At 40.2% G+C, this 23,069-nt stretch carries 24 protein-coding genes; 9 read left to right on the top strand and 15 right to left on the bottom strand.

The window, feature by feature from the left end; all coding sequences use genetic code 11:
- Nucleotides 1–17 precede the first annotated feature (17 nt).
- Nucleotides 18–968, top strand: coding sequence for a bile acid:sodium symporter family protein (locus MHI20_RS03465; protein WP_251211176.1), 951 nt, complete (start codon nt 18–20; stop codon nt 966–968).
- A gap of 31 nt (nt 969–999) precedes the next feature.
- Here MHI20_RS03465 and odhB read toward each other — a convergent pair whose 3' ends face one another.
- The 7 genes from odhB to cdaS form a co-directional block, all read right to left on the bottom strand.
- Nucleotides 1,000–2,256, bottom strand: coding sequence for a 2-oxoglutarate dehydrogenase complex dihydrolipoyllysine-residue succinyltransferase (odhB, locus tag MHI20_RS03470; protein WP_007500721.1), 1,257 nt, complete (start codon nt 2,254–2,256; stop codon nt 1,000–1,002).
- Between the two features lie 14 nt (nt 2,257–2,270).
- Nucleotides 2,271–5,105: a 2-oxoglutarate dehydrogenase E1 component gene (gene sucA, locus MHI20_RS03475; protein WP_017359494.1), complete on the bottom strand. Its 2,835-nt coding sequence runs from the start codon at nt 5,103–5,105 to the stop codon at nt 2,271–2,273.
- Nucleotides 5,106–5,329: 224 nt separating this feature from the next.
- Entirely contained in the window at nt 5,330–7,246 is a 1,917-nt protein-coding gene (locus MHI20_RS03480) for a vWA domain-containing protein (protein WP_327871805.1), read from the bottom strand.
- 11 nt (nt 7,247–7,257) lie between these two features.
- Nucleotides 7,258–8,136 (bottom strand): ATP-binding protein, encoded by an 879-nt coding sequence (locus MHI20_RS03485; RefSeq protein WP_017359496.1) that lies wholly within the window; start codon nt 8,134–8,136, stop codon nt 7,258–7,260.
- 89 nt (nt 8,137–8,225) lie between these two features.
- Complete coding sequence (locus MHI20_RS03490) at nt 8,226–8,804, bottom strand: superoxide dismutase family protein (protein ID WP_008346485.1); 579 nt, start codon at nt 8,802–8,804, stop codon at nt 8,226–8,228.
- 77 nt (nt 8,805–8,881) lie between these two features.
- The gene (locus tag MHI20_RS03495; protein WP_024718576.1) at nt 8,882–10,213 is read right to left on the bottom strand and encodes a C40 family peptidase; all 1,332 of its coding nucleotides are present in this window, start codon (nt 10,211–10,213) and stop codon (nt 8,882–8,884) included.
- Between the two features lie 404 nt (nt 10,214–10,617).
- Nucleotides 10,618–11,244, bottom strand: a complete 627-nt coding sequence (gene cdaS / locus MHI20_RS03500) for a sporulation-specific diadenylate cyclase CdaS (RefSeq protein ID WP_024718575.1) — start codon at nt 11,242–11,244, stop codon at nt 10,618–10,620.
- 81 nt (nt 11,245–11,325) lie between these two features.
- Here cdaS and MHI20_RS03505 point away from each other — a divergent pair, with 81 nt between their 5' ends.
- Nucleotides 11,326–11,451 carry a hypothetical protein gene (locus tag MHI20_RS03505; protein WP_003215647.1) on the top strand — a complete coding sequence of 42 codons (126 nt, stop codon included), beginning with the start codon at nt 11,326–11,328 and terminating at the stop codon, nt 11,449–11,451.
- 59 nt (nt 11,452–11,510) lie between these two features.
- Nucleotides 11,511–12,875: an MATE family efflux transporter gene (locus MHI20_RS03510; protein WP_326377960.1), complete on the top strand. Its 1,365-nt coding sequence runs from the start codon at nt 11,511–11,513 to the stop codon at nt 12,873–12,875.
- Nucleotides 12,876–12,896: 21 nt separating this feature from the next.
- On the opposite strand, the gene bshB2 is transcribed toward MHI20_RS03510, so the two are convergent.
- The 4 genes from bshB2 to rarD all read right to left on the bottom strand — a co-directional run bounded on the left by bshB2 (nt 12,897) and on the right by rarD (nt 15,195).
- Nucleotides 12,897–13,562, bottom strand: coding sequence for a bacillithiol biosynthesis deacetylase BshB2 (bshB2, locus tag MHI20_RS03515; RefSeq protein ID WP_024718573.1), 666 nt, complete (start codon nt 13,560–13,562; stop codon nt 12,897–12,899).
- Nucleotides 13,563–13,579: 17 nt separating this feature from the next.
- Complete coding sequence (locus MHI20_RS03520) at nt 13,580–13,930, bottom strand: YojF family protein (RefSeq protein ID WP_008346474.1); 351 nt, start codon at nt 13,928–13,930, stop codon at nt 13,580–13,582.
- Nucleotides 13,927–14,208, bottom strand: a complete 282-nt coding sequence (locus tag MHI20_RS03525; RefSeq protein ID WP_008346472.1) for a hypothetical protein — start codon at nt 14,206–14,208, stop codon at nt 13,927–13,929. Before MHI20_RS03525 ends, MHI20_RS03520 begins: the two co-directional genes overlap by 4 nt.
- 78 nt (nt 14,209–14,286) lie before the next feature.
- The gene (gene rarD / locus MHI20_RS03530; protein WP_251211171.1) at nt 14,287–15,195 is read right to left on the bottom strand and encodes an EamA family transporter RarD; all 909 of its coding nucleotides are present in this window, start codon (nt 15,193–15,195) and stop codon (nt 14,287–14,289) included.
- 86 nt (nt 15,196–15,281) lie between these two features.
- Here rarD and MHI20_RS03535 point away from each other — a divergent pair, with 86 nt between their 5' ends.
- Nucleotides 15,282–15,755 carry a spore gernimation protein GerT gene (locus MHI20_RS03535; protein ID WP_024718570.1) on the top strand — a complete coding sequence of 158 codons (474 nt, stop codon included), beginning with the start codon at nt 15,282–15,284 and terminating at the stop codon, nt 15,753–15,755.
- Between the two features lie 40 nt (nt 15,756–15,795).
- On the opposite strand, the gene MHI20_RS03540 is transcribed toward MHI20_RS03535, so the two are convergent.
- Nucleotides 15,796–16,014 carry a hypothetical protein gene (locus MHI20_RS03540; RefSeq protein WP_003215921.1) on the bottom strand — a complete coding sequence of 73 codons (219 nt, stop codon included), beginning with the start codon at nt 16,012–16,014 and terminating at the stop codon, nt 15,796–15,798.
- A gap of 75 nt (nt 16,015–16,089) precedes the next feature.
- A complete protein-coding gene (locus MHI20_RS03545) occupies nt 16,090–16,422 on the bottom strand; it encodes a winged helix-turn-helix transcriptional regulator (RefSeq protein ID WP_008346466.1) in 333 nt (110 codons plus the stop codon).
- A 141-nt stretch (nt 16,423–16,563) separates the two neighbouring features.
- On the opposite strand from MHI20_RS03545, the gene MHI20_RS03550 reads away from it, so the two are divergent.
- The 3 genes from MHI20_RS03550 to MHI20_RS03560 all read left to right on the top strand — a co-directional run bounded on the left by MHI20_RS03550 (nt 16,564) and on the right by MHI20_RS03560 (nt 19,115).
- Nucleotides 16,564–17,181, top strand: coding sequence for a nitroreductase family protein (locus MHI20_RS03550; RefSeq protein WP_017359679.1), 618 nt, complete (start codon nt 16,564–16,566; stop codon nt 17,179–17,181).
- Between the two features lie 237 nt (nt 17,182–17,418).
- Entirely contained in the window at nt 17,419–17,637 is a 219-nt protein-coding gene (locus MHI20_RS03555) for a DUF3311 domain-containing protein (protein ID WP_017359680.1), read from the top strand.
- Nucleotides 17,622–19,115, top strand: coding sequence for a sodium:solute symporter family protein (locus MHI20_RS03560; RefSeq protein WP_340936767.1), 1,494 nt, complete (start codon nt 17,622–17,624; stop codon nt 19,113–19,115). Before MHI20_RS03555 ends, MHI20_RS03560 begins: the two co-directional genes overlap by 16 nt.
- Before the next feature lie 89 nt (nt 19,116–19,204).
- On the opposite strand, the gene MHI20_RS03565 is transcribed toward MHI20_RS03560, so the two are convergent.
- Both MHI20_RS03565 and MHI20_RS03570 read right to left on the bottom strand, forming a co-directional pair.
- Nucleotides 19,205–20,119: a class I SAM-dependent methyltransferase gene (locus MHI20_RS03565; protein WP_327855395.1), complete on the bottom strand. Its 915-nt coding sequence runs from the start codon at nt 20,117–20,119 to the stop codon at nt 19,205–19,207.
- A gap of 351 nt (nt 20,120–20,470) precedes the next feature.
- Nucleotides 20,471–21,856, bottom strand: coding sequence for a S41 family peptidase (locus tag MHI20_RS03570; RefSeq protein WP_340936770.1), 1,386 nt, complete (start codon nt 21,854–21,856; stop codon nt 20,471–20,473).
- A 151-nt stretch (nt 21,857–22,007) separates the two neighbouring features.
- Between MHI20_RS03570 and MHI20_RS03575 the strand changes: the two genes are divergently transcribed.
- Together MHI20_RS03575 and MHI20_RS03580 are read left to right on the top strand one after the other, a co-directional pair.
- Nucleotides 22,008–22,706 carry a class I SAM-dependent methyltransferase gene (locus MHI20_RS03575; RefSeq protein ID WP_340936771.1) on the top strand — a complete coding sequence of 233 codons (699 nt, stop codon included), beginning with the start codon at nt 22,008–22,010 and terminating at the stop codon, nt 22,704–22,706.
- 92 nt (nt 22,707–22,798) lie between these two features.
- Entirely contained in the window at nt 22,799–23,050 is a 252-nt protein-coding gene (locus MHI20_RS03580; RefSeq protein WP_047946638.1) for a hypothetical protein, read from the top strand.
- The last annotated feature ends 19 nt before the right edge of the window (nt 23,051–23,069 follow it).

The following is a 23,069-nucleotide window of genomic DNA, read 5'->3' on the forward strand; positions in this document are numbered from 1 at the left end:
GAGAGTTGAATGATAGTATGAAGACCCTTTTACACATTAGTCACTTTGCAGGAAGAACATTTGCTATATGGGTCATTGTCTTTGCTTGTCTAGGCTTTACTTTTCCTGCGACATTTTCTTTGATTGGACCTTATATCCCTTTTTTACTTGGCATTATTATGTTTGGCATGGGGCTGACGCTGTCTTCTGAAGATTTTAAAGAGCTTTTTAGAAAGCCTCTTTATGTATTGATCGGGGTTTTAGCGCAGTATACACTGATGCCACTCATTGCATTTTTATTGGCCTATGGGTTACATTTGCCTTCTGAAATCGCTGTTGGTGTCATTCTCGTCGGCTGCTGTCCAGGCGGGACTGCATCCAATGTAATGACCTTTTTGGCGAAAGGAAATACGGCCTTATCCGTTGCCGTGACAACGATCTCGACCCTACTTGCTCCCATTTTGACCCCTGTTTTCATTTATATCTTTGCAAAATCTTGGTTATCTGTATCACCGGGTGCTTTGTTTTTATCGATTGTCCAAGTTGTCTTAATTCCGATTATTTTAGGGGTCATCGTCAAATTGTTTTTTAAAAAACAAGTGACGTATGCTGTACAAGCACTCCCGCTTGTATCTGTGGTTGGCATTGTCGCCATCATTGCAGCTGTTGTCAGCGCAAATAAAGAACAGATTCTGCAATCTGGACTGCTTATTTTTGCCGTTGTTGTTTTACATAATGCTCTTGGTCTATTATTGGGTTACCTCATTGCAAAATGGTGTAAAATGGACATTCCTTCTCAACGAGCAATTTCAATAGAAGTAGGGATGCAAAATTCTGGACTTGGCGCAGCCCTTGCAACCGCACATTTTTCTCCACTTGCCGCCGTTCCCAGTGCCATTTTTAGCGTATGGCATAATTTATCTGGCTCTTGGCTGGCAACATTTTGGTCAAAAAGAGGCTACCCAGAAAATAAAGACCAAAAAAGCTAGTACCCTCATCGGTACTAGCTTTTTCTTTCGATTATCCTTCAAGCAATAGCTGTTCAGGATCTTCAAGTAGATTTTTAATCGTGACAAGGAACCCAACAGCTTCTTTACCATCGACAATACGGTGGTCGTATGAAAGAGCTAAATACATCATTGGACGGTTTTCAAAGCGTTCTTCATCAATTGCAACAGGACGAAGCTGAATTTTATGCATACCTAAAATTCCAACTTGAGGACTGTTTAAAATTGGTGTTGAAAGCAGAGAACCAAATGTTCCTCCGTTTGTGATCGTGAATGATCCACCTTGTAATTCATTGAGCGATAATTTGTTATCTCTTGCTTTTTTCGCAAGATGACCGATTTCTTTTTCAATTCCAGCAAACGATAGTCTGTCTGCATCACGGACAACTGGTACCACAAGCCCTTCATTGGCGGCTACAGCAATACCGATGTCATAGAATTTTTTAATGACAAGCTCATCACCTTGAATTTCTGCGTTGAGAAGTGGATATTTTTTAAGTGCTGCTACCACTGCTTTTGTGAAGAAGGACATGAAGCCCAGTTTCACATCGTTTTGTTCAAGGAAGGCATCTTTGCGACGCTTTCTTAGATCCATGACAGCTGTCATATCGACTTCATTAAATGTTGTCAGCATCGCTGCCGTTTGTTGAACTTCAACTAAACGTTTTGCAATGGTTTGTCTGCGGCGTGACATTTTTTCACGCTCAACTGGTTTCCCTGCTTGATCATTTTGCACCGCAGCATTTGCTTTTGGCGCAGCTTTCGGTGCACTTGCAGGAGCTTCATTCTTTTGGTAAGAAGCTACATCCTGCTTTCGTACCCTGCCCAGCGGATCTGCGGTTGGAATCTCAGATAAGTCTAACCCCTTCTCTCTTGCTAGTTTTCTAGCTGCTGGAGAAGCGATCGTTCTGCCATTACCAGATTTCGGCTCTTCTTTTGCTGCCTCTTCTTTTTGTTCAGCTGCTGGTTCTTCTTTCGAAGCTGGTGCAGAATCTTGCTCAGGTGCTGGAGCTGCGGACTCGCTTCCGCCAGCTTCACCTGCTGCAATCGTTCCGATGACTTCTCCAACTTGGACAGTGTCACCAGAATCTTTCAGTACTTCTTTTAGAACACCAGATTCTTCAGCTGTCAATTCGACATTGACTTTATCTGTTTCAAGTTCTAACAGGTATTCCCCCTGCTCAACATAATCGCCCGGCTGTTTTAGCCACTGAGCAATTGTTCCTTCCGAGATTGATTCCGCTAGTTCAGGTACTTTAATTTCCGCCATTTTTCATTTCCCCCTTAGTTTTTGCGAGTCAAGCTATCAGATACAATTCGTTCTTGTTCTTTTTTATGAACAGTTGGATCACCCTCAGCCGTACTTGAACGTCTTCTGCGGCCGATGTAACGTACTTTTACTTTTTCAGATGCAATTTCACGTAAATATGGCTCAATATATCCCCAAGCGCCCATATTTTGCGGTTCTTCTTGCACCCATACGATTTCTTCTAAGTTTGTCAGTTTTGATAAAATGGCTTTAATATCTTTGGCTGGGAATGGATATAATTGTTCCACTCTCGCAATATGAAGCCAATCTTTTGAGTCTTCCATTTGAGTAAAACGATCACTAATATCGATCGATACCTTCCCGCTCGATAGCACAAGGCGTGTTACTTTTTCATGATCATGCACAAGGCCCGGCTGTTCAAGAACTGGACGGAACTGTCCATCTGTTAGTTCTTGGACTTCGGATAATGTGTTCGGGTTACGAAGCAGACTCTTCGGTGTCATGATGACAAGAGGACGAATCTCTTCACGAAGCAGCATTTTCGCCTGTCTTCTAAGAATATGGAAGTATTGAGCTGCACTTGTCAGGTTCGCAACTGTCCAGTTATTCTCAGCAGCTGATTGCAAGAAGCGTTCTGTTCTTCCACTAGAATGTTCTGGACCTTGTCCTTCATATCCATGTGGCAAGAGCATCACAAGCCCTGACTTTTGTCCCCACTTGGCGCGGCCTGCTGAAATAAATTGATCAAAATACACTTGAGCCGCATTTGCGAAGTCTCCAAATTGAGCTTCCCAAATCACTAATGTTTCAGGAGAATAGACATTATAACCATATTCAAACCCGATGACAGAGCCTTCTGACAGTGGACTGTTATGGACTGTAAATGATGCATTTGCATCACTCAGCTCATGAAGAGCAATGAATTCATCCCCCGTTTGACTGTCGTGAAGAACAAGGTTTCTTTGAGCAAATGTGCCTCGCTCAGAATCCTGTCCGGTCATTCGAATTGGCGTACCGTCTTTTAATATAGATGCAAATGCCAGTGCTTCACCAAGTGACCATTCCACTTTGCGATCATCTGTAAACACTTTTGCACGTTTTTCAAGGATCCGCTTTAGCTTTCCGAATACTTGGAAGTCTTTCGGCCAGCTAATTAATTCTTCATTCAGCTTTCTTAATACATCAAACTCTACAGATGTATCAACTGCAGGGAAGCCGTTAGATACAGGCTCTGGCAGTTCGATTTCTTGAATCGTATGTTCTTTCTTTGAAGGTACTTTTTTATAAGCTTCTTCAATTTTTGCCGTGACAGCCTGCTCAATTTCTTCTCTTTGTTCTTTTGACAGAAGGCCCTCAGTGACAAGCTTATCTGCGAAGATATTCTTGACCGTTTTGTGCTTTCTGACCGCATCGTACAGCATTGGCTGAGTAGTAGATGGCTCATCCATTTCGTTATGGCCATATCTGCGGTAGCCAATCAAGTCAATTAAGAAATCCTTTTTAAACCGTTTACGGTATTCTACCGCCAGCTGAACAGCTGCTAAACAAGCTTCTGGATCGTCTGCATTGACGTGAACAATTGGAATCTCGAAACCTTTTGCAAGGTCACTAGCGTATTTTGTTGAACGAGATTCATTGCTTTCTGTGGTAAATCCAATCATATTGTTGGCAATGATATGGATCGTTCCCCCCACTTGATAGCCGACTAATTGACTTAAATTTAATGTTTCTGCGACAATTCCCTCTCCAGGAAATGCAGCATCCCCATGAATTAAGATGGCTAACGCTTTTTCAACGTCTTGAACTGGATAGCCTTTTTGAGTACGCGATTCTTGAGCAGCACGAGTGCTTCCTTCAATAATCGGGTCAATAAATTCCAAGTGACTTGGGTTATTGGCAAGTGTGACTCTTGCACTCTTTGTATCTTCATCTTTGATTTGGCGGTCAGCACCGAGATGATATTTTACATCCCCTGTCCATCCGTAGCTGATGCCGATAGAGCCTTCTGATGGTACAAGCTCTTTATTAGGCGCATGCTGGAATTCTGAGAAAATGATCTCATATGGCTTTCCTAACACATGTGCTAATACATTTAAACGACCTCTATGTGCCATTCCAATGTTAATATTTGAAGTCCCTTGTGTAACAGACTCGGATATAATTTCATCAAGTACTGGAACAAGTGCGTCTAATCCTTCAATAGAAAAACGCTTTTGTCCAACAAATGTTTTATGAAGGAACTGCTCAAATTGCTCGACTTCTGTTAATCTTTTGAATACAGAAACTAGTTTATCTGCTGGTTTTTTCTTAAATAATTCACCAGACTCAATAGATTTAGAGAGCCAGTTGCGCTCTTCGAAGTCATGTACGTGATCAAACTCAAATGAAATGGTACGCTTATACGTATTTCTCAAATGGTTAATGGCTTCTATGCCGTTTGAAATGTGTTTAGGTGCATCTGGACTAATAATTGATATTGGAATATTCTTAACGTCTTCTTCAGTTAAACCGTATTCCTTTAATGGAAACAGCTCTTGTAATTCCTTTTCTTTGCGAAGAGGATTGACGGAAGCATTTAAATGGCCATACGTTCTGATGTCTTCTGCCAGTTTAACGACTGATGCTATCTTTTGGATTTGTTCAGAAGTAACTACGCTATTTTCTTTTTTCCCAATTTCCTCCTTCATTTCACTCGGTGGTGCACCAAGTTCATCAAATATGCCTCTTATGTCTTCATCAACACTAGTAGGATCCTGGACATATTGATCGTAGAGCTCGAGCACGTAGCCGAGGTTCGGACCATGAAATTCTTCCCAACTCAACGGTTGTTTCACATCATTTTGAAACATTTTGAACACTACCCCCAACTTTGATCATCAAGTGATTGAACACTATCTCGATATAACTTCCAGAACACAATGACCAAATTTATGTAATAAAACGCTTCCAATCATATTCTACCACTGTTTCGGATTACTTTCTACATTCTTTGTTCAATTAAAGATAAAAAATTCAAAGAAAAACAAAAAATTTAAATCATTCCGAAAAATATTTTAAAGAAAGGGGCAAAACCTTATGCCCCAATGCTTTTATGCAGCAATTTCTTGAGTAATGGATATAGCACATCAGGCAATGTATCGACATCCGGTACAAAAATGCTGAACTTGCCATACATATCTTGGATCGTTTTCATCTGCGCCTCTTCAATCGGAGAATTGGATAAAAACACATTGATCACTTCAATTCCCTTTTTTCTCGCTTCGAGAACCGCTTCATGTGTATCCACGATCCCATTTTGTTCGTAGCTGAATGCAGCCGGCTCTCCGTCTGAGAAAACAATGAGGAACTTTTGCTCTTCTCTTCGTTTTAAAATCATTTTTGTCATTTGGCGAATCGCATAGCCGTCCCGGTTATCCTCTTCTGGCTCAAGTGACATAATGGATGGTCCTGCGTCAAATAAGGAATCTCTGAACGATACGACGGTGTTAAAGTAGTTCGGCTGACTTGTTTCAGTTGCGTCATTTGTATCTTCCCAGAACCCTACAATTTGATGAGGTACCTGCACTGATTTTAAAGCTTCATGAAACAGAACAATCCCTTTTTTTGTCTCATCCATCTTGTCAAACATACTCGCAGAACAGTCAACTAATAAAGTGAACACAGCATCAATTTGAGAAGATGGCGCTTGTTTTTTATAAAATAGTCGAGGATTGGACTCTGTAAAATAACGAATGAGCTTTTTACTGAGACGTCCTGCATGAAGATCTGTTTTTGGCCATGATTTTTTATGCTCAAGTGTTTTTTGAATCATTTGTTTTAAGCGTTTCTGATAAGGCTCGATTGCCTTTGCGTGCTGCTTGTACACATCTATTTGCTCTGGTGAAGGAGGTTCTGGTGAAATCATGACTGGAAATGCATATTTGTTTTCTTTTCCATTCTCATGCGCATCTGCCCCGCTTTCTTCTCCTTCTGCCTCTTCTAGTGCTTCAAGCTTTGAATAGTCTTTTCGATGAGTTTGTTTGGCTGAACCTTGAACCGTTCCAAGCGCCTGATCTCCATCGTCACCTTCTCTTGCCGCATCTTTACCGAGATCGCTTTTACCACCGTGTTCTAAATCAAATTGAAGGAAACTTTTAGATGGTGCTTCCGTTTCTCTATGCCATACTTCCATATACTCCTGGTGGATGTCTTCATCCCCCTCTTTTTCCCGATCGACTTTTATATCCTCACTTAATTTTGGCTTTCTTTTGAGGTCATGGAAAAGCGGTTCTTTTGCCGCTTTTTCATAGTCCAATTCTGGGAAGAAAAAGTATGTGTTCAGCATATCCTTTTCAAGGAGCTCATCGAAGCCTTCTGTCAATTCCTTCACAATAATGGCGATATCAGATGTCGAGCGTGCGTCATATACACGTTCAAGACTTGACTCAATAAACGGAATCATTGGATCTATCCGCTCATGAAGGGGTGGAATTTCTTCAAGCGGAGATTCGGCTGTCAGCTTCACGTATATCGCACAAAAGAGTGCATCTGTTAAAATACTGCGCTCTTGGTTAATCGTTAATTGTGTTTTAAAGTGACGTCTGTAAAGCTCTCTTCTCCGTTTAAACACCTTTTTTGTTCCTGGGCGGTCACGTTTAATCCGCTCTTCAATGCGGATATCTTCAAACAGCATAAACAATTGTTTGCACACATCAGGAATGGATAATGTGTGGGCATAGCGAATGATGTCTTCAAATACTGTAAGATCGCTATACACTGTCCCTACTGCTCGCAGGAACACATCACTTTTTAGGCCTGCCATCATATCCTCTTGATGACGATCATCCCAAAAATGGCTGATGAAAATTTTCTTTTCAAACGGTTCATAGTACGATTGAACACCGTATTCAAGCTCCACATCATCACTTTTGGCAAGTGTTTTGGCTAAATCCGTTAATTCCATAAATAGAAATGAATCGATTCTGCTGTCATTAAATTTGATGAATTTCAAAAGTCAGAACCTCACTCGAATAATGTTTGAGCGATATTTCTTACCGCTGCTTTTTCCCGGTCATCTTCTAGCTTCTCTACAATTCCTCGTTCAATTGCACGAAGCGGCGGGATATATTGCGCAAGATCACATGTATCTAACAGTGCGCGAATGGATGCGGCTTCTTCACTGACCTGTCCATTGTGTGCTTGGACGATGAGATCTGATGAGAGCTGCACGAATTGATCGATTAAACGCTCATCCTTTAATACGGATTGAGTGTGCAGTACTTCTTTTAAAATGCCTCCGCCAATGTAAGGAACTTCAATGACGACAAAACGGTTTTTCAGCGCTTCATTGAGCGGCACTGTCCCCACATATCCCTCATTGATTGCTGCAATCACGCCAAAACCTTCTTCTGCTCTAACGACTTCACCTGTAAATGGGTTTGTCATCATTTTTCTGTAATCAAGCACACCGTTTAAAATAGGCAGTGTTTCTGGTTTTGCCATGTTGATTTCATCAATATATAAAAGGTGTCCTTTTTTCATTGCTTTTGTAACGGGTCCTTCAATGAATTCTATAGAAGCAACTTGTCCATCATTATGGATGGTTTTATAGCCAATTAGACTTTCTGCATCAAGGTCAACTGAGCAGTTTACACTGTGCATCGGCTGTTGAAAAAACGCGGATAAAGTTTCTGCTAGTTTTGTTTTACCTGAGCCCGTTGGTCCTTTTAACAGAACATTTTTTCCTAGGGCAAGTGCAATCATGGCATCTTGAATAATAGACGTATCTTGTGATTCATAGCCACCTGTTCCGATAAGCGGACGAAATTCTTCTTCGAGAACTTTTCCTTTTGCTTCGATCATTGCTTGAATTTCTTCTGGGAGTGCTGGTTGGTTAAACATATATGATTAATTCCTCTCTTCGATCATTTTCCTCACCAAGTATACTAAAAAAACCTTTATGCACTCAATACATAAAGGTTCGTCTTCTGTTATTTTACCATTTCTTTTGTGATGGCTCCGCAAGCAATGCGTTTCCCTGAGTTGCCAGAAGGGTTGCTTAAGTAATCATCTGCTTCTGCATGGATGATGAAACTTCGCCCGTTTTGATCAACCAATTGATTCGGGCCTCCTTTGACCGTCACATTCGGAACATTCACAACGACGTCAATTTGACCATCTGCCCCTACTTCTAAATTAGGCATATCTCCAGCATGATGCCCTTTTGGGTTGTCGAAGCCATGCTCTCTATGGGTCGGATTAAAGTGAGCCCCCGCCGTTTCAAAATCTGGCGTTTCACATATTCCTGTTTCATGAATATGAAAGCCGTGAGGACCTGGCGGCAGTCCTTTCGCTTTCACATGCAGATCCAGCCCATTTTCTGAGGACTCTCTTATTTCAATGCTCCCTATTTTTTGCCCGCTTTCGTTTATGAGTGACGTTGTGACTGGTGCTTGTTTAGGTGCGGCAACTTCTCTTGTTTCTTCTGTCGTTTCTTTTTTCGGCGGTGCATGACATGCTGATGCGGTAAAGATCAAACATATCATGATCATCCACACTGACTTTTTCATTTATGACTGCCCCCTTTTGTTATCAGTATGGACAATCACAGCATTGGGCAAACAAAAAAAGCCGGAAATCGGCTTTTTTAGAAGAAACGTTTCGCACCTAGGTACGCTTTTTTCCAATAAGGATTGCTTAAGTTTGAAATTCCTACTCCGCTGTCACTTGCATGAAGGAAATCTCCTCCACCTAGGTATAGTCCCATATGAGAAGGACCTGCTTTGTACGTTGTGAAATAAACAAAATCTCCAACTTGTGGTGTGCTGACAGGCGTCATCATATTCCAGTATCCTGCTGTACTCAATCTAGATACTGATGAAACCTTATTAATGAGATAGTAAACAAAGCCGCTGCAATCAAATCCAGCTGGTGTATTGCCGCCCCATCTGTAAGGAATGCCTGTGAGTTTTTTACCTTCTTGAATCATTGTCGTGATTTTTGCATTCATTGGAACGTCATTTTTATTATTGTTGACCGGTGTTGTTGAACCGTTTGACGTAGAACCATTAGATCCAGTTGAACCGGAAGCTGTTCCGTTGATTTTTAATACTTGTCCAATTCTAAGCACATCACTTTTCAAGCTGTTTGCTGTGCGGATTGATTGAACCTGCACCTTAAACTGATTCGCAATTTTCCATAATGAATCACCTGATTTAACCGTATAAGATGTGGTTTTACTACTTGAAGACTGATTGCTGTTTGAAGGCGTGCTAGGTTGAGCAGGTGCTTTCGGCTGACTTGGTTTTGACGTCACCGTTCCTTTTACCTTCAATACTTGATTTGGATAAATCGTATCAGATTTTAGCGAGTTCAATGTTTTAATTTCACCAATCGACATATTTAACGAATTGGCAATTTTCCAAAGTGAATCGCCTAATTTCACTTTATATGTACTAGATGCTGACGACGAACTATTAGAATTCGTTGATTTGTTACTTGAGCTAGAATTAGATGTTGAGTTTGAATTTGAGGACTGGCTGCCGCTCGTTTTCGCTGTTCCAGACACTTTCAGCTTTTGTCCAGGACGAATGAGGTCACTGTTTAAGCTGTTCAAACTTTTCAAACTTGCAACTGACATTTTGTGATTCTTCGCAATCAGCCATAATGAATCCCCAAGCTTGACTGTATAGCTAGATGTTGTTGAAGCACTTGATTTCGTTGCTTTTGAACTTGTTGATGAGCTGGATTTTGAACTTTTTGCACTAGGAATCTTTAAGCTTTGTCCTGCAAAAATCATCGTCGTTTTTAATTGATTAAGAGATTGAAGTTCCGAAATACTTGTGTTGTACTGTTCGGCAATCTTCCAAAGTGAGTCACCGCTTTTCACCTTGATCGTCTGTGCTTCTGCCGGTGCAGCAATAACAGCTGAGCCTGCGATCGCTGAAACTGTGAGGCCGGTTACTACTTTTTTCTTCATAGATGAATCTCCGCCTTTCATGATTTCGTACCATAAGACTTATGTACTAGTTTTGAGTTTAGCATTTAATGGTTCTGCTTCTCTTGCACTATTTTATCTTTATTTCTATAATATTACTCGACATGAAGACGTTGGGCAATACTAAATAGGTTTTAGAGCAGCAAACTCAAAATGCTAAAACAAAGCCATATCGTTTCTATCGGCTGTTTGCTGTATTTATAAACATTTTTTAAGGAATTTTTAAGTTGACGTTTAGAAATTTGTCAAAACAAGCACGTTGCTAGTTTCATAGTTCTATTCTACATGACAAATTTTTCTGTATCAAATGACTTTTTACTTAATTGCCTGTTTTTTCTCCTCAATAAAAAAAGCACCCTTCCCCATGAAGAATGCTGTGTTCATGTTTACTTTCTGATTTCTTGATCTTTTACAGTTAACGGATAAAGGACGCCTTCTTTCGCAAACGACATTTTCCCTGTTTCTTCTGATACCACAAGAACAAGGGCATCAGTCATGCCAGAAAGTCCAATAGCTGCCCGGTGTCTTGTGCCTAGAGAAGGGCTGACTTTTTTCGAGGTGAGCGGTAGGACATTTGCAGCGGAAACAAGCGTGTTTTCTTTCACTAAAAGGGCGCCATCATGAAGTGGGTTTCCAGGATAGAAAATGCTTTCTATTAATGATGCGCTAATTTTCGCATGGAGGTTTGTCCCTTTTTGTATATAATCCTCCACCTCATCTCTCCTTTGAATCACAATCAGTGCGCCATGCTTTTGTTTTGATAAGTTCTCAATGGCTAAAGAAAATTGAGCAAAACCTGGCGTAAATTCTTCCATATATGCTTGTAAATAAAACGAGGAAGCCTCTGCATGCATTTCATTAAACTGATCATGCAATGATTCGAGTTCACAAAGAAGGCATTGTTCCGTCTGGTCAAGTGAATCGACGATTTTCCTTGCATCCATCATAATTTGCGTTAAATGAGATTTCATTTCTAACTTAAACATCGCTTCTTCATTTGTGCGATTGATCATCTCACCATGTCCCTCCTTCTTTCGCTAGTGTCATAAAATAACAAATTGTGCACATTCTATTTGCATGGAGGTGAATTCAATATGACCATTCAAAAAGTGATTCAATATGCTTGCAGCATTTTAGGTGTTGTCAGTCTTTCTTTTATTTATGCCCAAATGTTCAAAAAAACGAAGCCCTCAAAGAAAAATAATCCGACGGAGAATTGATTTTTTTACATAGCGTGATATAATTCCTCTCGTTATTTCTGTTCAGAGAGGAACTTATGATGAGAGAAACGAATAGTATTCGAGCAAAGTTGGCACAATTTTTAACCATATTGATTCCGATTTTAATTACACAAGCAGGTCTTTCGCTCATCACATTTTTAGACACGGTGATGTCTGGAAAAGTGAGTGCAGAAGACCTAGCAGGTGTAGCAATCGGTTCGAGCATTTGGACACCTGTTTATACTGGTCTCGCTGGTATTTTAATGGCTGTTACCCCTATTGTAGCTCAGTTAATGGGCGGCGGCCGCAGGGAAGACGTTCCTCGTGCAGTCTTTCAGGCCATTTATTTATCTTTTCTTTTAAGTATCGTGGTGATTGTCATTGGATCGTTGTGTGTTCCTTTTATTTTAGGGAGACTTGGGCTTGAACCATCCGTAGAAATCATTGCCCGTCATTTTCTCAGCTTCCTTGCTATTGGAATCATCCCGCTTTTTGGTTATTCAGTCATGAGATCGTTCATTGATGCATTAGGAAAAACACGTGTGACGATGTTCATTACGTTAACCGCACTTCCTATTAATTTTGTTTTAAATTATCTCTTTATTTTTGGAAACTTTGGGTTTCCAAAGCTAGGCGGTGCAGGGGCAGGTCTTGCATCTGCGCTGACGTATTGGGCGATTTTCATCATGAGTATATGTATTGTCATCAAAGCCGAACCGTTTGCATCCTTTCGGTTGTTTCAGACATTACCTCGTTTTAACGTCTCCCGAATGGGTCAAATACTGAAAATCGGTATCCCTATTGGGTTTGCGATCTTTTTTGAAACAAGTATTTTTGCAGCTGTCACGCTCTTAATGGGTCACTTTGATACCGTGACAATCGCCAGTCACCAAGCAGCAATGAACTTTGCTTCTATTTTATATATCCTGCCGCTTAGTATCTCAATGGCTTTAACGATTGTTGTAGGTTTTGAAGCCGGTGCCATGCGGTATAAAGACGCAAAAAGCTACAGCTATATTGGTATTGCAACAGCTGTTTTGTTCTCATTATGTACCGCAGCACTCATCTTGTTATTTAGACCTGAGATCGCTGGTTTATATACAACTGAATCAGCTGTTTTACAAATGACACAGCACTTTTTGATGTATGCGATCTTTTTCCAGCTGTCAGATGCGATCGCCGCACCAATTCAGGGAGCTCTACGCGGGTATAAAGATGTGAATTATACACTGATTGCTGCGTTTGTCTCTTACTGGGTCATCGGCCTTCCAGCTGGCTACTTGATTGGCACGTATACCTCATTTGGAGCGTTTGGTTATTGGATTGGTCTGATTACTGGGCTTGCCGCAGGTGCCATCGTCCTATTTGTTCGTCTCAGGTTGATTGAAAGACGTATGCATTCTGCAACAGGAAAAGGCAGCTGACTGAAGTCAGCTGCCTTTCATTTAGTCATTCCATTGATACGTCCAAAAAATTTCTTCATCAAACCATTTTTGAACGACTGGTTCTTTGTTTTTCAACTTTTGTTCAAGCTCTCTTAGCATGCCTTCTGTTTGTGTTCTATGCGCTCTTAGTGCATTTAATTTGATATCGGCTACATCCGTAATATCAATCACAATATCGGCATTTCCTAGCACTTCTTCTCGATTTTTCGTAATGGCCATACAGTATGTGACGGGACGGTCTTCTTTTTTCTTTCGGTATAGAGCACGAATGACCGCTTCACCTGTCGCGTCATGATCAGGGTGTACACCATGACCTGGATAAAATGTGACAATAAGGGTTGGTTTCACTTCATCAATAATACTTTCCATCACATCCGCTAAATACTCATCATCTTCAAATTCCAACGTTTTATCCCGAAGACCAAGCATTCGCAAGTCTGTGACATCCATTTCTTTACATGCATTGATTAATTCCTGTTTTCTTAATTCAGGAAGTGTCTCACGGTTAGCATATGTTGGACTTCCCATATTTCTTCCCATTTCTCCAAGTGTCCCGCATGCATACGTCACTGGAATTCCACGTTTTCTGCTTTGCGCGATGAGCCCTGCGACCCCGAAGGATTCATCGTCGGGGTGAGGCAGCATCACAAGTACATGTTCGTTCATCACTGTTCCCCTCTCTCCTACACCTGAAATGGTGTTTCACTAATTTGTAATGAGATCGCTAGTTTTCCGTCTGGCAGGTGTCCTGCTAACAGCAGGCGGCCTTGTTCATCAAACACGTAATCGGTTAAACCTTCTGCGTAAATCCAGCCATCTTCTGTTTTCATCCCGACACGGTATGGACCTTGTCCTTTTATTTTTGCCTGTGAATAGACGACTTTTGCGTTGCGGATATACGCCACGACCGTCATATTTTGCTCATTCACATGAGCTGAATAAGAACCAGTTGTCGTTTCAAGATGAACGAAGACTGGCCGATTTAAAAACGATTCAAGATGTGCTGTGACATCTTCCGTTTGAATTGGTTTCATGAGTGGTTCCTTCCTTCATTTTGAATTAGTTCTCGCAGCTTTTTTGTATGTAAGCTGATCAGCTGTAGTTGATGACCCTGTTCAATCGTGCTTTCTAAAATTCTTTCCACAGCGAGTACATACTTTTGATGCAATGACTTTCTTGCGCGAGGATGGGTGCGTGCATCAAGCAAATCATCTCGTATCGCCTCGTGTAATGAAGTCATATCCACTACATCAAGCTGCCGATTTTTCCATAAAGATTGATAAGCGTGTGCAAGCTCATCGACTGATGACATGTGATCACCTCTACAGTTTTGGTAACAACTTATTATGACATGATCCGCCTGCAAAAAAAAGCAAACTGCTTCGTCTCTTTAATGAGAATTCGCTGTTTTTTTCATTCGCAGTTGAGAGGTTGTAAATAGTAAAATCGCCACCCAAATACAGAGGAATGTCACGATTTTTGCTGCAGATAAGTGTTCGTGATACACAAACAGCCCCAAAAAGAGTGTAATGGTCGGTGCAATATACTGCAAAATACCAACTTGATATAAAGGAATTCTTTTGGCCCCTTCAGAAAATAAAAGAAGCGGTACAGCTGTAAAGACACCTGCAAAAAATAATAGCCCAAGAGAGCCGAAACTGCTCGGATTCATCGTGACAACAGGTTCTTTTAAGAAGAATAAGTAAACAAGCGCAGCTGGTGCAAGAAGCAGTGTTTCAATGGTTAATCCAATGGCACTCGTAAAACTCATCCTTTTTTTAATCAGTCCATAAAACCCAAAACTAAAAGCCAATACGAAAGCCACGACAGGAAATGAGCCGTACTGAACAGTTGAGATGATGACCCCAGCTGCGGCAATGAGAATGGCGGTGGTTTGCATTTTATTCAGTCGTTCTTTTAAGAAAATGATGCCTAGTAAAACTGATACAAGCGGATTAATATAATACCCTAAACTCGCTTCCAGCATAAGATCGTGATTTACAGCCCAAATGTATACATACCAGTTGACCGAAATTAAAATAGCCGATAAAAGTAATGAAAAAAGTGCTTTTCCATCTATCATCAGACCTTTCACAGTCTGCATCGCTGGACGGACTTGCTTTAAATATAAAAGAATACCGCACATAAAAACAAAGGACCATACTATTCTGTGCGCTAAAATTTCGCCTGACGAAATATGCTCCATCAGTTTCCAATATAATGGGAACAATCCCCATAATGTAAAAGATGCAGCCGTATATAAGACACCTTTTGATTGTTGTTCGTTCAATCTAACCATTCCTTTCTAAACCTATCGTATATTATAGCACGCACATCACTTTATGGGCATATACTAATTCAGGGCATTTAGAAAGGATGATTTGCATGTTTGACTGGAACCGATTATTCCCTTTTCAAAAGCAATTTTCAAAAGAAGCGTTAAAAAATTCAGATCCTAAAGACGTTGAGCAATATGTCAATCAAGTCATGGAAAGTGTTTTCGGCTCCAATTATTCTGCTCAATTCCCCTTTCAGGATCCGCTGTCTCAGCAGCAGAAAACAAGAGAGACAGACGATAAAAAAAAGAAAGAGCCGAATGTTGAAGTATTTGAGACGACAGATCACGTGTTTGTCAAAATAGAGCTCGATCGTCCGAACACGGAAAAAGTAAAAATCAAACATACAGCCAATCTGCTGTTTATTGATCATTTTCCTGAAGAGAATAAACAAAAGAAGGTTGTCCTGCCTGCTGCTGTGAAAAGAAAAGGAACGAAGGCTTCGTATCAAGATGGTATTTTAGAAATTATGTTTTTAAAGCATGATGATCCAGGCATTTCTGAAATTGATATTCCATTATAAAAAGCCTGCTTTGAAATGGAAGCAGGCTTACTCTTTTTACTTAATAATATGGTGGATATCCGCCGCCATAAGGTGGTGGAACAGGCGGTGGTGGTGGCGGGTAATATGGACGAGGATAATTAAAAATCGCACTTCCTAGAAATCCGCCAAGCAGTCCGCCGACTAAAGGAGCGCCAAAACCAAAAAACAAAGGGACTCTAGATTCATATGGCGGAATGCCAGGGGCACCGCCTCGAAAATACGGAGTATGAGGGTACATGCTTTTCTCCTCCTTTGTCATGTGCCTAACATCAGCATATTCATTAGGAGACAAAACGTTTGGGCAAACCTAAAACTAGGCTTGCTCCTTTTTTACATGAGATCCAGCATACTCCCCTGCCCAGCGCGATACTTCTCCGAACACACCATGTAATGCACTCCCTTTTTCGGTTAGACAATAGATGACTTTGACTGGCGTTTCAGGAAGTACAGTGCGCTTTATGATTCCTTCTTGCTCAAGCTCTTTTAAGCGTTCTGCGAGCATTTTTTGACTGATGGATGGAATAATGTCCGTCAGGTCTTTAAACCGCTTCGGACCATCAAGCAATACATGAATGATGAGACCATTCCACCTTTTGCCAAGAAGCAAAAAAGCTTGCTGAATGTTTGGACATAATTGAAATTCCATATATTTCAGCCTTTCTTTTCATAATCGTTTGACAAACTAACGGTATACAATTTAAAATATATCTCTAGTTACAATAAGTAAGTTTCTCACTTTTTTATTTATTGTACCATACTATTTGCAAAAACGGGAGGAAATATCCATATGGCGAGCGATCAAAAAACGATTGACATTTTAAAAGAAAGAGCTTCAGTAAAAGAGTATGATACAACTCATGAAATGACAAAAGAAGAGTTAACAGAGCTTCTTGATATCACAACAAAAGCACCATCTGCTTGGAACCTTCAGCATTGGCATTTCACTGTGTTCCATAGTGCTGAATCAAAAGCAAAACTTCTTCCAATTGCTTACAACCAAAAACAAGTCTCTCAAGCATCAGCTGTGATTGCTGTGCTAGGTGACCTTGAAGCCAATCTAAAGGGTGAAAAAATCTACAGTGAGCTAGCAGAACAAGGCTTCATCACAGAAGATATTAAAGAAACACTGATGACGCAAATCAATGGTGCTTACCAAAGCGAGCAATATGCACGTGAAGCTGCGTATTCAAACGCTTCGTTAGCTGCTATGCAGTTAATGATTGCGGCGAAAGCAATGGGATATGATACATGCGCAATGGGCGGTTTCAGCAAAGAAGCGTACGTGAAAGAATTCAATGTGAGTGGTCGATACGAACCAGTGATGTTGATTTCTGTCGGGAAAGCAGCAAAAGAAGCTCACAAAAGCAATCGTTTTGACATCGAAGAAGTATCTGATTTCCTATAAAAAACGGCACAGTCTCAGCGTCATGCTGGGGCTTTTTTATTTGCTCTAAATATTATTTTTCCATACTTATTTTCAAGTCTTCCTTTCTCATTCTTCAGTATTTACCTCTTTTTAAAAATGAAAGCGTTATATTAGTATGATATTCATAAAAATGATTGTTTTTTCTGAAAATGGTCTTGTGATCTAATCTGACAACTGCTATTATTATGAAATTACAAAATATTAGAGGAGGTAAACATGAACAAAAAACTGATACTGGCGCTACTCATCGCGATTCCATTCATTGGACAGCTTGCACTGCTCCCCTTTGTGAATCGTATTCATCCATTTGTCATCGGGCTGCCTTTTTTCCACTTCTGGCTCTTACTATGGATTGTACTCACACCCGTTTGCACATTTATCATTTACAGGATGCAACATTCAAATGGAGGAACTGACGAATGCAAGGAAACTTAACAGCTTTATTGATTACTGCAAGTATCATTTTCATCGTCGTGGTCATCGGTTTTGCCGCTGGTCGTGATAAATCATCAAGACAATCAGTAGAAGAATGGTCTGTTGGCGGGAGAAAATTTGGCGGGCTTCTCGTCTGGTTCCTTGTTGGCGCAGACTTATATACTGCTTATACCTTTTTAGGGCTCACAAGTACAGCTTATACAGCAGGAAGTGTTGCTTTTTTCGCTATCCCCTATTCCGTTCTTGCTTATTTTATTGCGTATTTCTTCTTACCAAAACTTTGGACGGTTGCAAAAAATCACAAGCTGACAACACTTGCTGATTATGCACGTGAACGATTTGACAGTAAACTGTTATCTAGTTTGATTGCCATTGTTGGTGTACTCATGCTCATACCATACATTTGTCTTCAGCTAAACGGGATTCAAGATACATTAACTGTCGCTGGAACGAGTTATATTAATGTGAATGCAGTGGTTATGATTTCATTTATTTTAGTTGCACTTTATACATTTTTCAGTGGTATTAAAGGTCCTACATATACAGCCATTATTAAAGATATTCTTGTTTGGGTGATCATGCTCTTTATGGTCGTTTCCCTCCCGATTATTCATTTTAACGGCTGGACACCAATGATGAATACGTTAGCTAAGGAGGCCCCACAGCTTCTGACGATTCCTGAAAGCGGCCCTAAAGGCATTTTGTGGTTTATTACCGCATCAGGTGTTTCTGCACTCGCATTATTTATGTGGGCTCATGCAGCAACTGGTGTTTTCACAGCCAAAAGCGCAGATGCCATCCGTAAAAACAGTATGTTTTTACCTCTTTACAACATTGTATTGATTTTGGTCATCTTCCTTGGCTTCATTGCCTTTTTAGTCTTACCGGAAGATACAAATCCAAGATTTGCTCTTCTTCATTTAATTCAGACGTCATATGGCGGCGTGATGCAGGGGCTTGCGTATTCAACGATTGCACTTGCTTCTCTCATTCCATGTTCGATCATGGCCATTGGGGCGTCGAATTTATTTGCCAATAATTTGTACCGTGATTTAATCCATCCAAATGTGTCACCTAAACGGTTAACGATCATTACACGTTCGATGGTATTTATCGTGATCGGGCTTGCTCTTTTATTCGGTATGCTGTTCCCGACTGCGCTTGTCACGCTTCAGCTGATCGGTGTTTCTGGAATGGTTCAAATTTTCCCAGCCATTGCCATCAGCTTGTTCTGGAAAAAACAATCGAGAGAAGCAACGATTGCGGGTTTGGTTGTTGGCATCATCGTCACCTTTACAGCTAATATCTCCCAAGTCACGTTTGGTCTTTATGAAGGATTTCTTGGTTTATTAGCAAACGTTGTGGTCATCCTGATTTTGAATCCATTCTTCCAAAAGAAGATCACATCCAATTCTGTCATGAATGATCTATTTGAAAAAGATCACGACAAAACAGCGACGACCGTAAACGAAGTGTGAGATTAAAAAAGCAGTCCTCATATGAGGACTGCTTTTATCTTGTAGACAAAGTCTACAAATTTTTGGTATAACACCATGTTCGTTGTGTTTTATTTTTTTATAGCATGAATGTAATGAATGGTCTCAAAAGCTGATAGGTAATCTTCTCTATTGTTAAAATACAGTTCATTAACTTTTTCAGGAGATAAATGTTCATAAATAAGTAGATTTGATTTTTCTAACATCTTTTCGATTTCAAAGTACGAAAAACATGATTTCATCGGTTCTCCGCCTATTGAAGCCATTTTCACCATATTCTCAACTCTATTAGAGATTCCTTTTTCTTCGAATAGTTTTTCGTCTGCATAATCAAAAACGATTGAACTTCCTGATGGAACACTGGTGAATAGATAATCTATTAAGCTTGTAACTTCCTCTTTAGTTAAATAGTAAGAAACACCTAAAAGACTAAAAAACGTCTTTTTGTTATCAAATCCTTTATCTTTTAGGTTTTGATAGGATAAATTTTTGGTGAAGTCCATAGAAATAAAATGAAGATTACTTGGGATTTTTAATTTAGCCTCGTCCAACCTTTGCTTTTTAAATTCCTGTGTAGCGGGATGATCAATTTCGAATATTTCTAAGCTATTTTCCAATTCTGGATGTCGGAAACTAAAAGTATCTAATCCAGCACCAAGTATGACGTATTGTCTTAATCCTAACGCTACCTCAAGAAGTAATACTTTTTCGCAATACGCAGCTCGTGACAAGGTGATTGGAGAAAGTTGGACTTGTGTAATCCATTTTAATATTTCTTCTGTATTTCCCTCGAATTTTTGTGCGATATCTTTGTTGAAGAAGTGTATGCCTTGGACCATATTTTCTTTGATATCAGTGAATTCTTTTTCCGAAATGAATTCTTTAGCTAAATAATCATTAAAGATTTTAGGGGTATCAAATTGACTATGATAGGATCTGGCAAAAGCCGATATTAACGAAGTCACACTTGATTCATCTTTCTTCATACAAACACACCCCTTCATTTTAGAACAAAAAAATATAAAATTAAATTATATCATAATTGAATTATTTTGTCAAGATAAATTATTTGTCACAGCTTTTTTCGGACAAATATTCGCACTTAGCAAGTGTTAGATGGCGCAAAAAAAGAAGAAATTCTTACCTTATCCCAAAAAGGTTTCAGTGCATGCAATGCTTACTTCCACTGCCATGAATCTTAAAAAGCCATGAAATTGGACAAGGAAAGAACCATATCCAACGTAAAATACTTCAAAAAATATAAAAACCCCACTTTACTTAAAGTAAAGGTGGGGTTAATCTACAGTTCGAAACCAGTCCTCTTATGAGACTGTTTTTTATTTCATTTCTTTTTTCAACACTTCAATGGCTTTTTTCATTTGCGTATCATTTTTCTTGAGCTTATCTTGGATGTTTGTCATCAGTACCGTCGTTGTGTCCTCTGTCAGAATACCATCAGCCTTCAGATCGTGATCTGATTGGAACCTTTTCACGACCGACTGGAATGCTTGATCATATTCTCCATTGGCTTTTGCTTTGTAGCCAAGCGCTTGGAACATTTTTTGAGCCGCTTTGACTTCATCTCCATCATCATTCAGTTGATACGTCTTTTTCGGACTTAAGTATGGCAGCTTCGCATAACTCGGCAGAGATGCTTTCACCTGTGGCTCAATTCCTTTTTTGTGAATCCAAGACCCGTCTGGTGTCAGCCACTTGGCAATGGTTAATTTCACACTAGAACCATCATTGTAGCTTTGCGCATTCTGAACAGTCCCTTTACCAAATGTCTTTTCTCCAACAAGTTGAATGCTGGAGGATTGGTGCAGAGCTGCCGCCATGATTTCAGCAGCACTCGCTGAACCGCCGTTTACAAGAACAACTGTCGGCTGATGAACTTTGCGTTCTTTTTCCGCTTTGTACACTTGTTTCTTTCCTTTTTCCTCAACCTGCATAATGACTTTTCCTTTATCGATAAAGTCATTGCTCATTTCAATTGCTTCTGTCATAATGCCGCCTGGATTATCTCTCAGATCAATGACAAAACCTTTTGCCCCTTTTTTCTCGAGATCATCAATCGCTTTATCTAACTCTTTAGACGTGGTTTCAGCAAAAGAAGTGATTTGGATTTCGCCTATTTTATCTTTTGTTAGTTTTGCATACACCGTTTCAAGTGGAATCGTATCTCTTGTGATCGTGACATCCACATTTCCAACACCTTGTCGGTTCAAATGCAGTTTGACATCCGTTCCTTTTTTCCCTCTGATAAGAGAAACGGCTTTATTCACTGACATACCTTTTGTACTTTTACTATCCACTTTTAAAATACGATCATGAGGTTTCAAACCAGCTTTTTCAGCAGGAGAGCCTTTAATCGGTGCGACAATTAAAATTTGTCCATCCTTCTCTTCTACTTGTGCACCAATTCCTTCAAATGAAGATGAAATGGTGTTGTTAAACCCTTCGGCTTCCTCCTGATCCATATATGTAGAGTATGGATCATCAAGTGATGCAATCATGCCTTGAATCGCACCGTCTACTAGTTTTTGATCATCCGTTTTTTCGTAATACTCGTTTTTTACCTTCGTATATGCAGCCATGAGTTTACTAAACTTCTCATCTCCTGAAACGCTGACAGCACCTTGTTTTGTGATCACAAATGTAATCACTGAGGAAAGCGCTGCTGTCACCAGAATGGCTATCACGAACTTGAATTGTTTTTTCAAAAAAACACCACCTTTATCTCCTTTCATTATTATCAAGGACGATTCTTCATCCGTCAACCAAAGGATCAAACTTCTATTTGAAAAGATAAGCCATTTCGCCCTGCAATGCATAATCTTTAGAGAGAAACATGATAAAGAAAGAAGGGATTCCATGAGTGACTATGTAGAAATGCTTGCTTATTTTGGGGTATCAGGTGCCCATCCTGGTGGAATTGAGCTAACAAAAACGATGATTGAGCATCTTAACTTGACGTCTGACGATCGTATACTGGATGTTGGATGCGGCACAGGACAAACAGCCGCCTATTTAGGACATTTAGGTTATGAAGTAGAGGCGATTGATACACATTCTTTGATGATTGAAAAAGCCAATCTGCGATTCGAGCGGGAACAACTACCTTTCCGTGCACAGCAAGCATCGATCGAACACCTACCATTTGCAGATGACTCGTTCTCTCTACTGATCAGTGAATCTGTTTTAAGTTTCACCCATTTACCTGCTGCGCTTGCTGAGATAAAACGGGTGCTTGCTCCTGGACAACAATTGATCGCAAATGAGGCTGTGTTAAAAGTGCCGCTTCCCTCAAAAGAACAGGCAGCCATTCGGGAGTTTTATGGGTTTCACTCCCTCTTTTCATTTTCTGAATGGAAAAAACAGTTAGCGTCCGCAGGATTCCGTGACATTCAGATTCTCTCATTCGATGAGCACATGGTGCAGGAGGAGCCGACCGAAATGGAATTATCAGATGAAATACCACCTTCTCTTTATGATACATTACAGACACACTATGACCTGATTCAAACACACCGAGAACATCTGAGTCACCTTGTATTTGAATGTACAGTATAAAATGAGCGAATCTCCTATATGTTTTGTCCAAACTCTATGAAGTCTTTCGCATAGGATAAGAGTGAAAAGAGTTTGTCATAAGGAGGAAAAACATGGAGCGCTACTACAAACTTTGTCAGCAGCATATGGGGAAAGTAGCTAGAATTACTGATCGAAATGGCAGAGTACATGTTGGACGTATTGAGCGGGTGACAAACCGCAAAGTTTATATTCGTCCAGTCGGCGGGTCCCGCGGGGGCTTTGGTTATGGATATTACGGAGGTTATTATGGCTGGGGTGCAGCTTATGGCATCGGTCTCGGTTTTATTACCGGCTTCGCTTTAGCAGGTTTGTTCTTTTTTTAAAACGGCGTATAAAAGAAGG

The sequence above is a fragment of the Bacillus sp. FSL K6-1106 genome (genome assembly GCF_038005245.1).
GTDB lineage: Bacteria > Bacillota > Bacilli > Bacillales > Bacillaceae > Bacillus > Bacillus altitudinis.

What these genes read in the sequence shown, in the direction of transcription:
- MHI20_RS03520 (WP_008346474.1), bottom strand. Translation starts at nt 13,930, where the DNA reads ATGAAACCAATTCAAACGGAAGATGTCACAGCACATCTTGAATCGTTT.
- MHI20_RS03535 (WP_024718570.1), top strand. Translation starts at nt 15,282, where the DNA reads ATGTTTGACTGGAACCGATTATTCCCTTTTCAAAAGCAATTTTCAAAA.
- odhB (WP_007500721.1), bottom strand. Translation starts at nt 2,256, where the DNA reads ATGGCGGAAATTAAAGTACCTGAACTAGCGGAATCAATCTCGGAAGGA.
- MHI20_RS03545 (WP_008346466.1), bottom strand. Translation starts at nt 16,422, where the DNA reads ATGGAATTTCAATTATGTCCAAACATTCAGCAAGCTTTTTTGCTTCTT.
- rarD (WP_251211171.1), bottom strand. Translation starts at nt 15,195, where the DNA reads ATGGTTAGATTGAACGAACAACAATCAAAAGGTGTCTTATATACGGCT.
- sucA (WP_017359494.1), bottom strand. Translation starts at nt 5,105, where the DNA reads ATGTTTCAAAATGATGTGAAACAACCGTTGAGTTGGGAAGAATTTCAT.
- bshB2 (WP_024718573.1), bottom strand. Translation starts at nt 13,562, where the DNA reads ATGAACGAACATGTACTTGTGATGCTGCCTCACCCCGACGATGAATCC.
- MHI20_RS03505 (WP_003215647.1), top strand. Translation starts at nt 11,326, where the DNA reads ATGACCATTCAAAAAGTGATTCAATATGCTTGCAGCATTTTAGGTGTT.
- MHI20_RS03485 (WP_017359496.1), bottom strand. Translation starts at nt 8,136, where the DNA reads ATGTTTAACCAACCAGCACTCCCAGAAGAAATTCAAGCAATGATCGAA.
- MHI20_RS03495 (WP_024718576.1), bottom strand. Translation starts at nt 10,213, where the DNA reads ATGAAGAAAAAAGTAGTAACCGGCCTCACAGTTTCAGCGATCGCAGGC.
- cdaS (WP_024718575.1), bottom strand. Translation starts at nt 11,244, where the DNA reads ATGATCAATCGCACAAATGAAGAAGCGATGTTTAAGTTAGAAATGAAA.
- MHI20_RS03510 (WP_326377960.1), top strand. Translation starts at nt 11,511, where the DNA reads ATGAGAGAAACGAATAGTATTCGAGCAAAGTTGGCACAATTTTTAACC.
- MHI20_RS03525 (WP_008346472.1), bottom strand. Translation starts at nt 14,208, where the DNA reads ATGTCATCAGTCGATGAGCTTGCACACGCTTATCAATCTTTATGGAAA.
- MHI20_RS03490 (WP_008346485.1), bottom strand. Translation starts at nt 8,804, where the DNA reads ATGAAAAAGTCAGTGTGGATGATCATGATATGTTTGATCTTTACCGCA.
- MHI20_RS03550 (WP_017359679.1), top strand. Translation starts at nt 16,564, where the DNA reads ATGGCGAGCGATCAAAAAACGATTGACATTTTAAAAGAAAGAGCTTCA.
- MHI20_RS03540 (WP_003215921.1), bottom strand. Translation starts at nt 16,014, where the DNA reads ATGTACCCTCATACTCCGTATTTTCGAGGCGGTGCCCCTGGCATTCCG.
- MHI20_RS03575 (WP_340936771.1), top strand. Translation starts at nt 22,008, where the DNA reads ATGAGTGACTATGTAGAAATGCTTGCTTATTTTGGGGTATCAGGTGCC.
- MHI20_RS03465 (WP_251211176.1), top strand. Translation starts at nt 18, where the DNA reads ATGAAGACCCTTTTACACATTAGTCACTTTGCAGGAAGAACATTTGCT.
- MHI20_RS03560 (WP_340936767.1), top strand. Translation starts at nt 17,622, where the DNA reads ATGCAAGGAAACTTAACAGCTTTATTGATTACTGCAAGTATCATTTTC.
- MHI20_RS03580 (WP_047946638.1), top strand. Translation starts at nt 22,799, where the DNA reads ATGGAGCGCTACTACAAACTTTGTCAGCAGCATATGGGGAAAGTAGCT.
- MHI20_RS03565 (WP_327855395.1), bottom strand. Translation starts at nt 20,119, where the DNA reads ATGAAGAAAGATGAATCAAGTGTGACTTCGTTAATATCGGCTTTTGCC.
- MHI20_RS03555 (WP_017359680.1), top strand. Translation starts at nt 17,419, where the DNA reads ATGAACAAAAAACTGATACTGGCGCTACTCATCGCGATTCCATTCATT.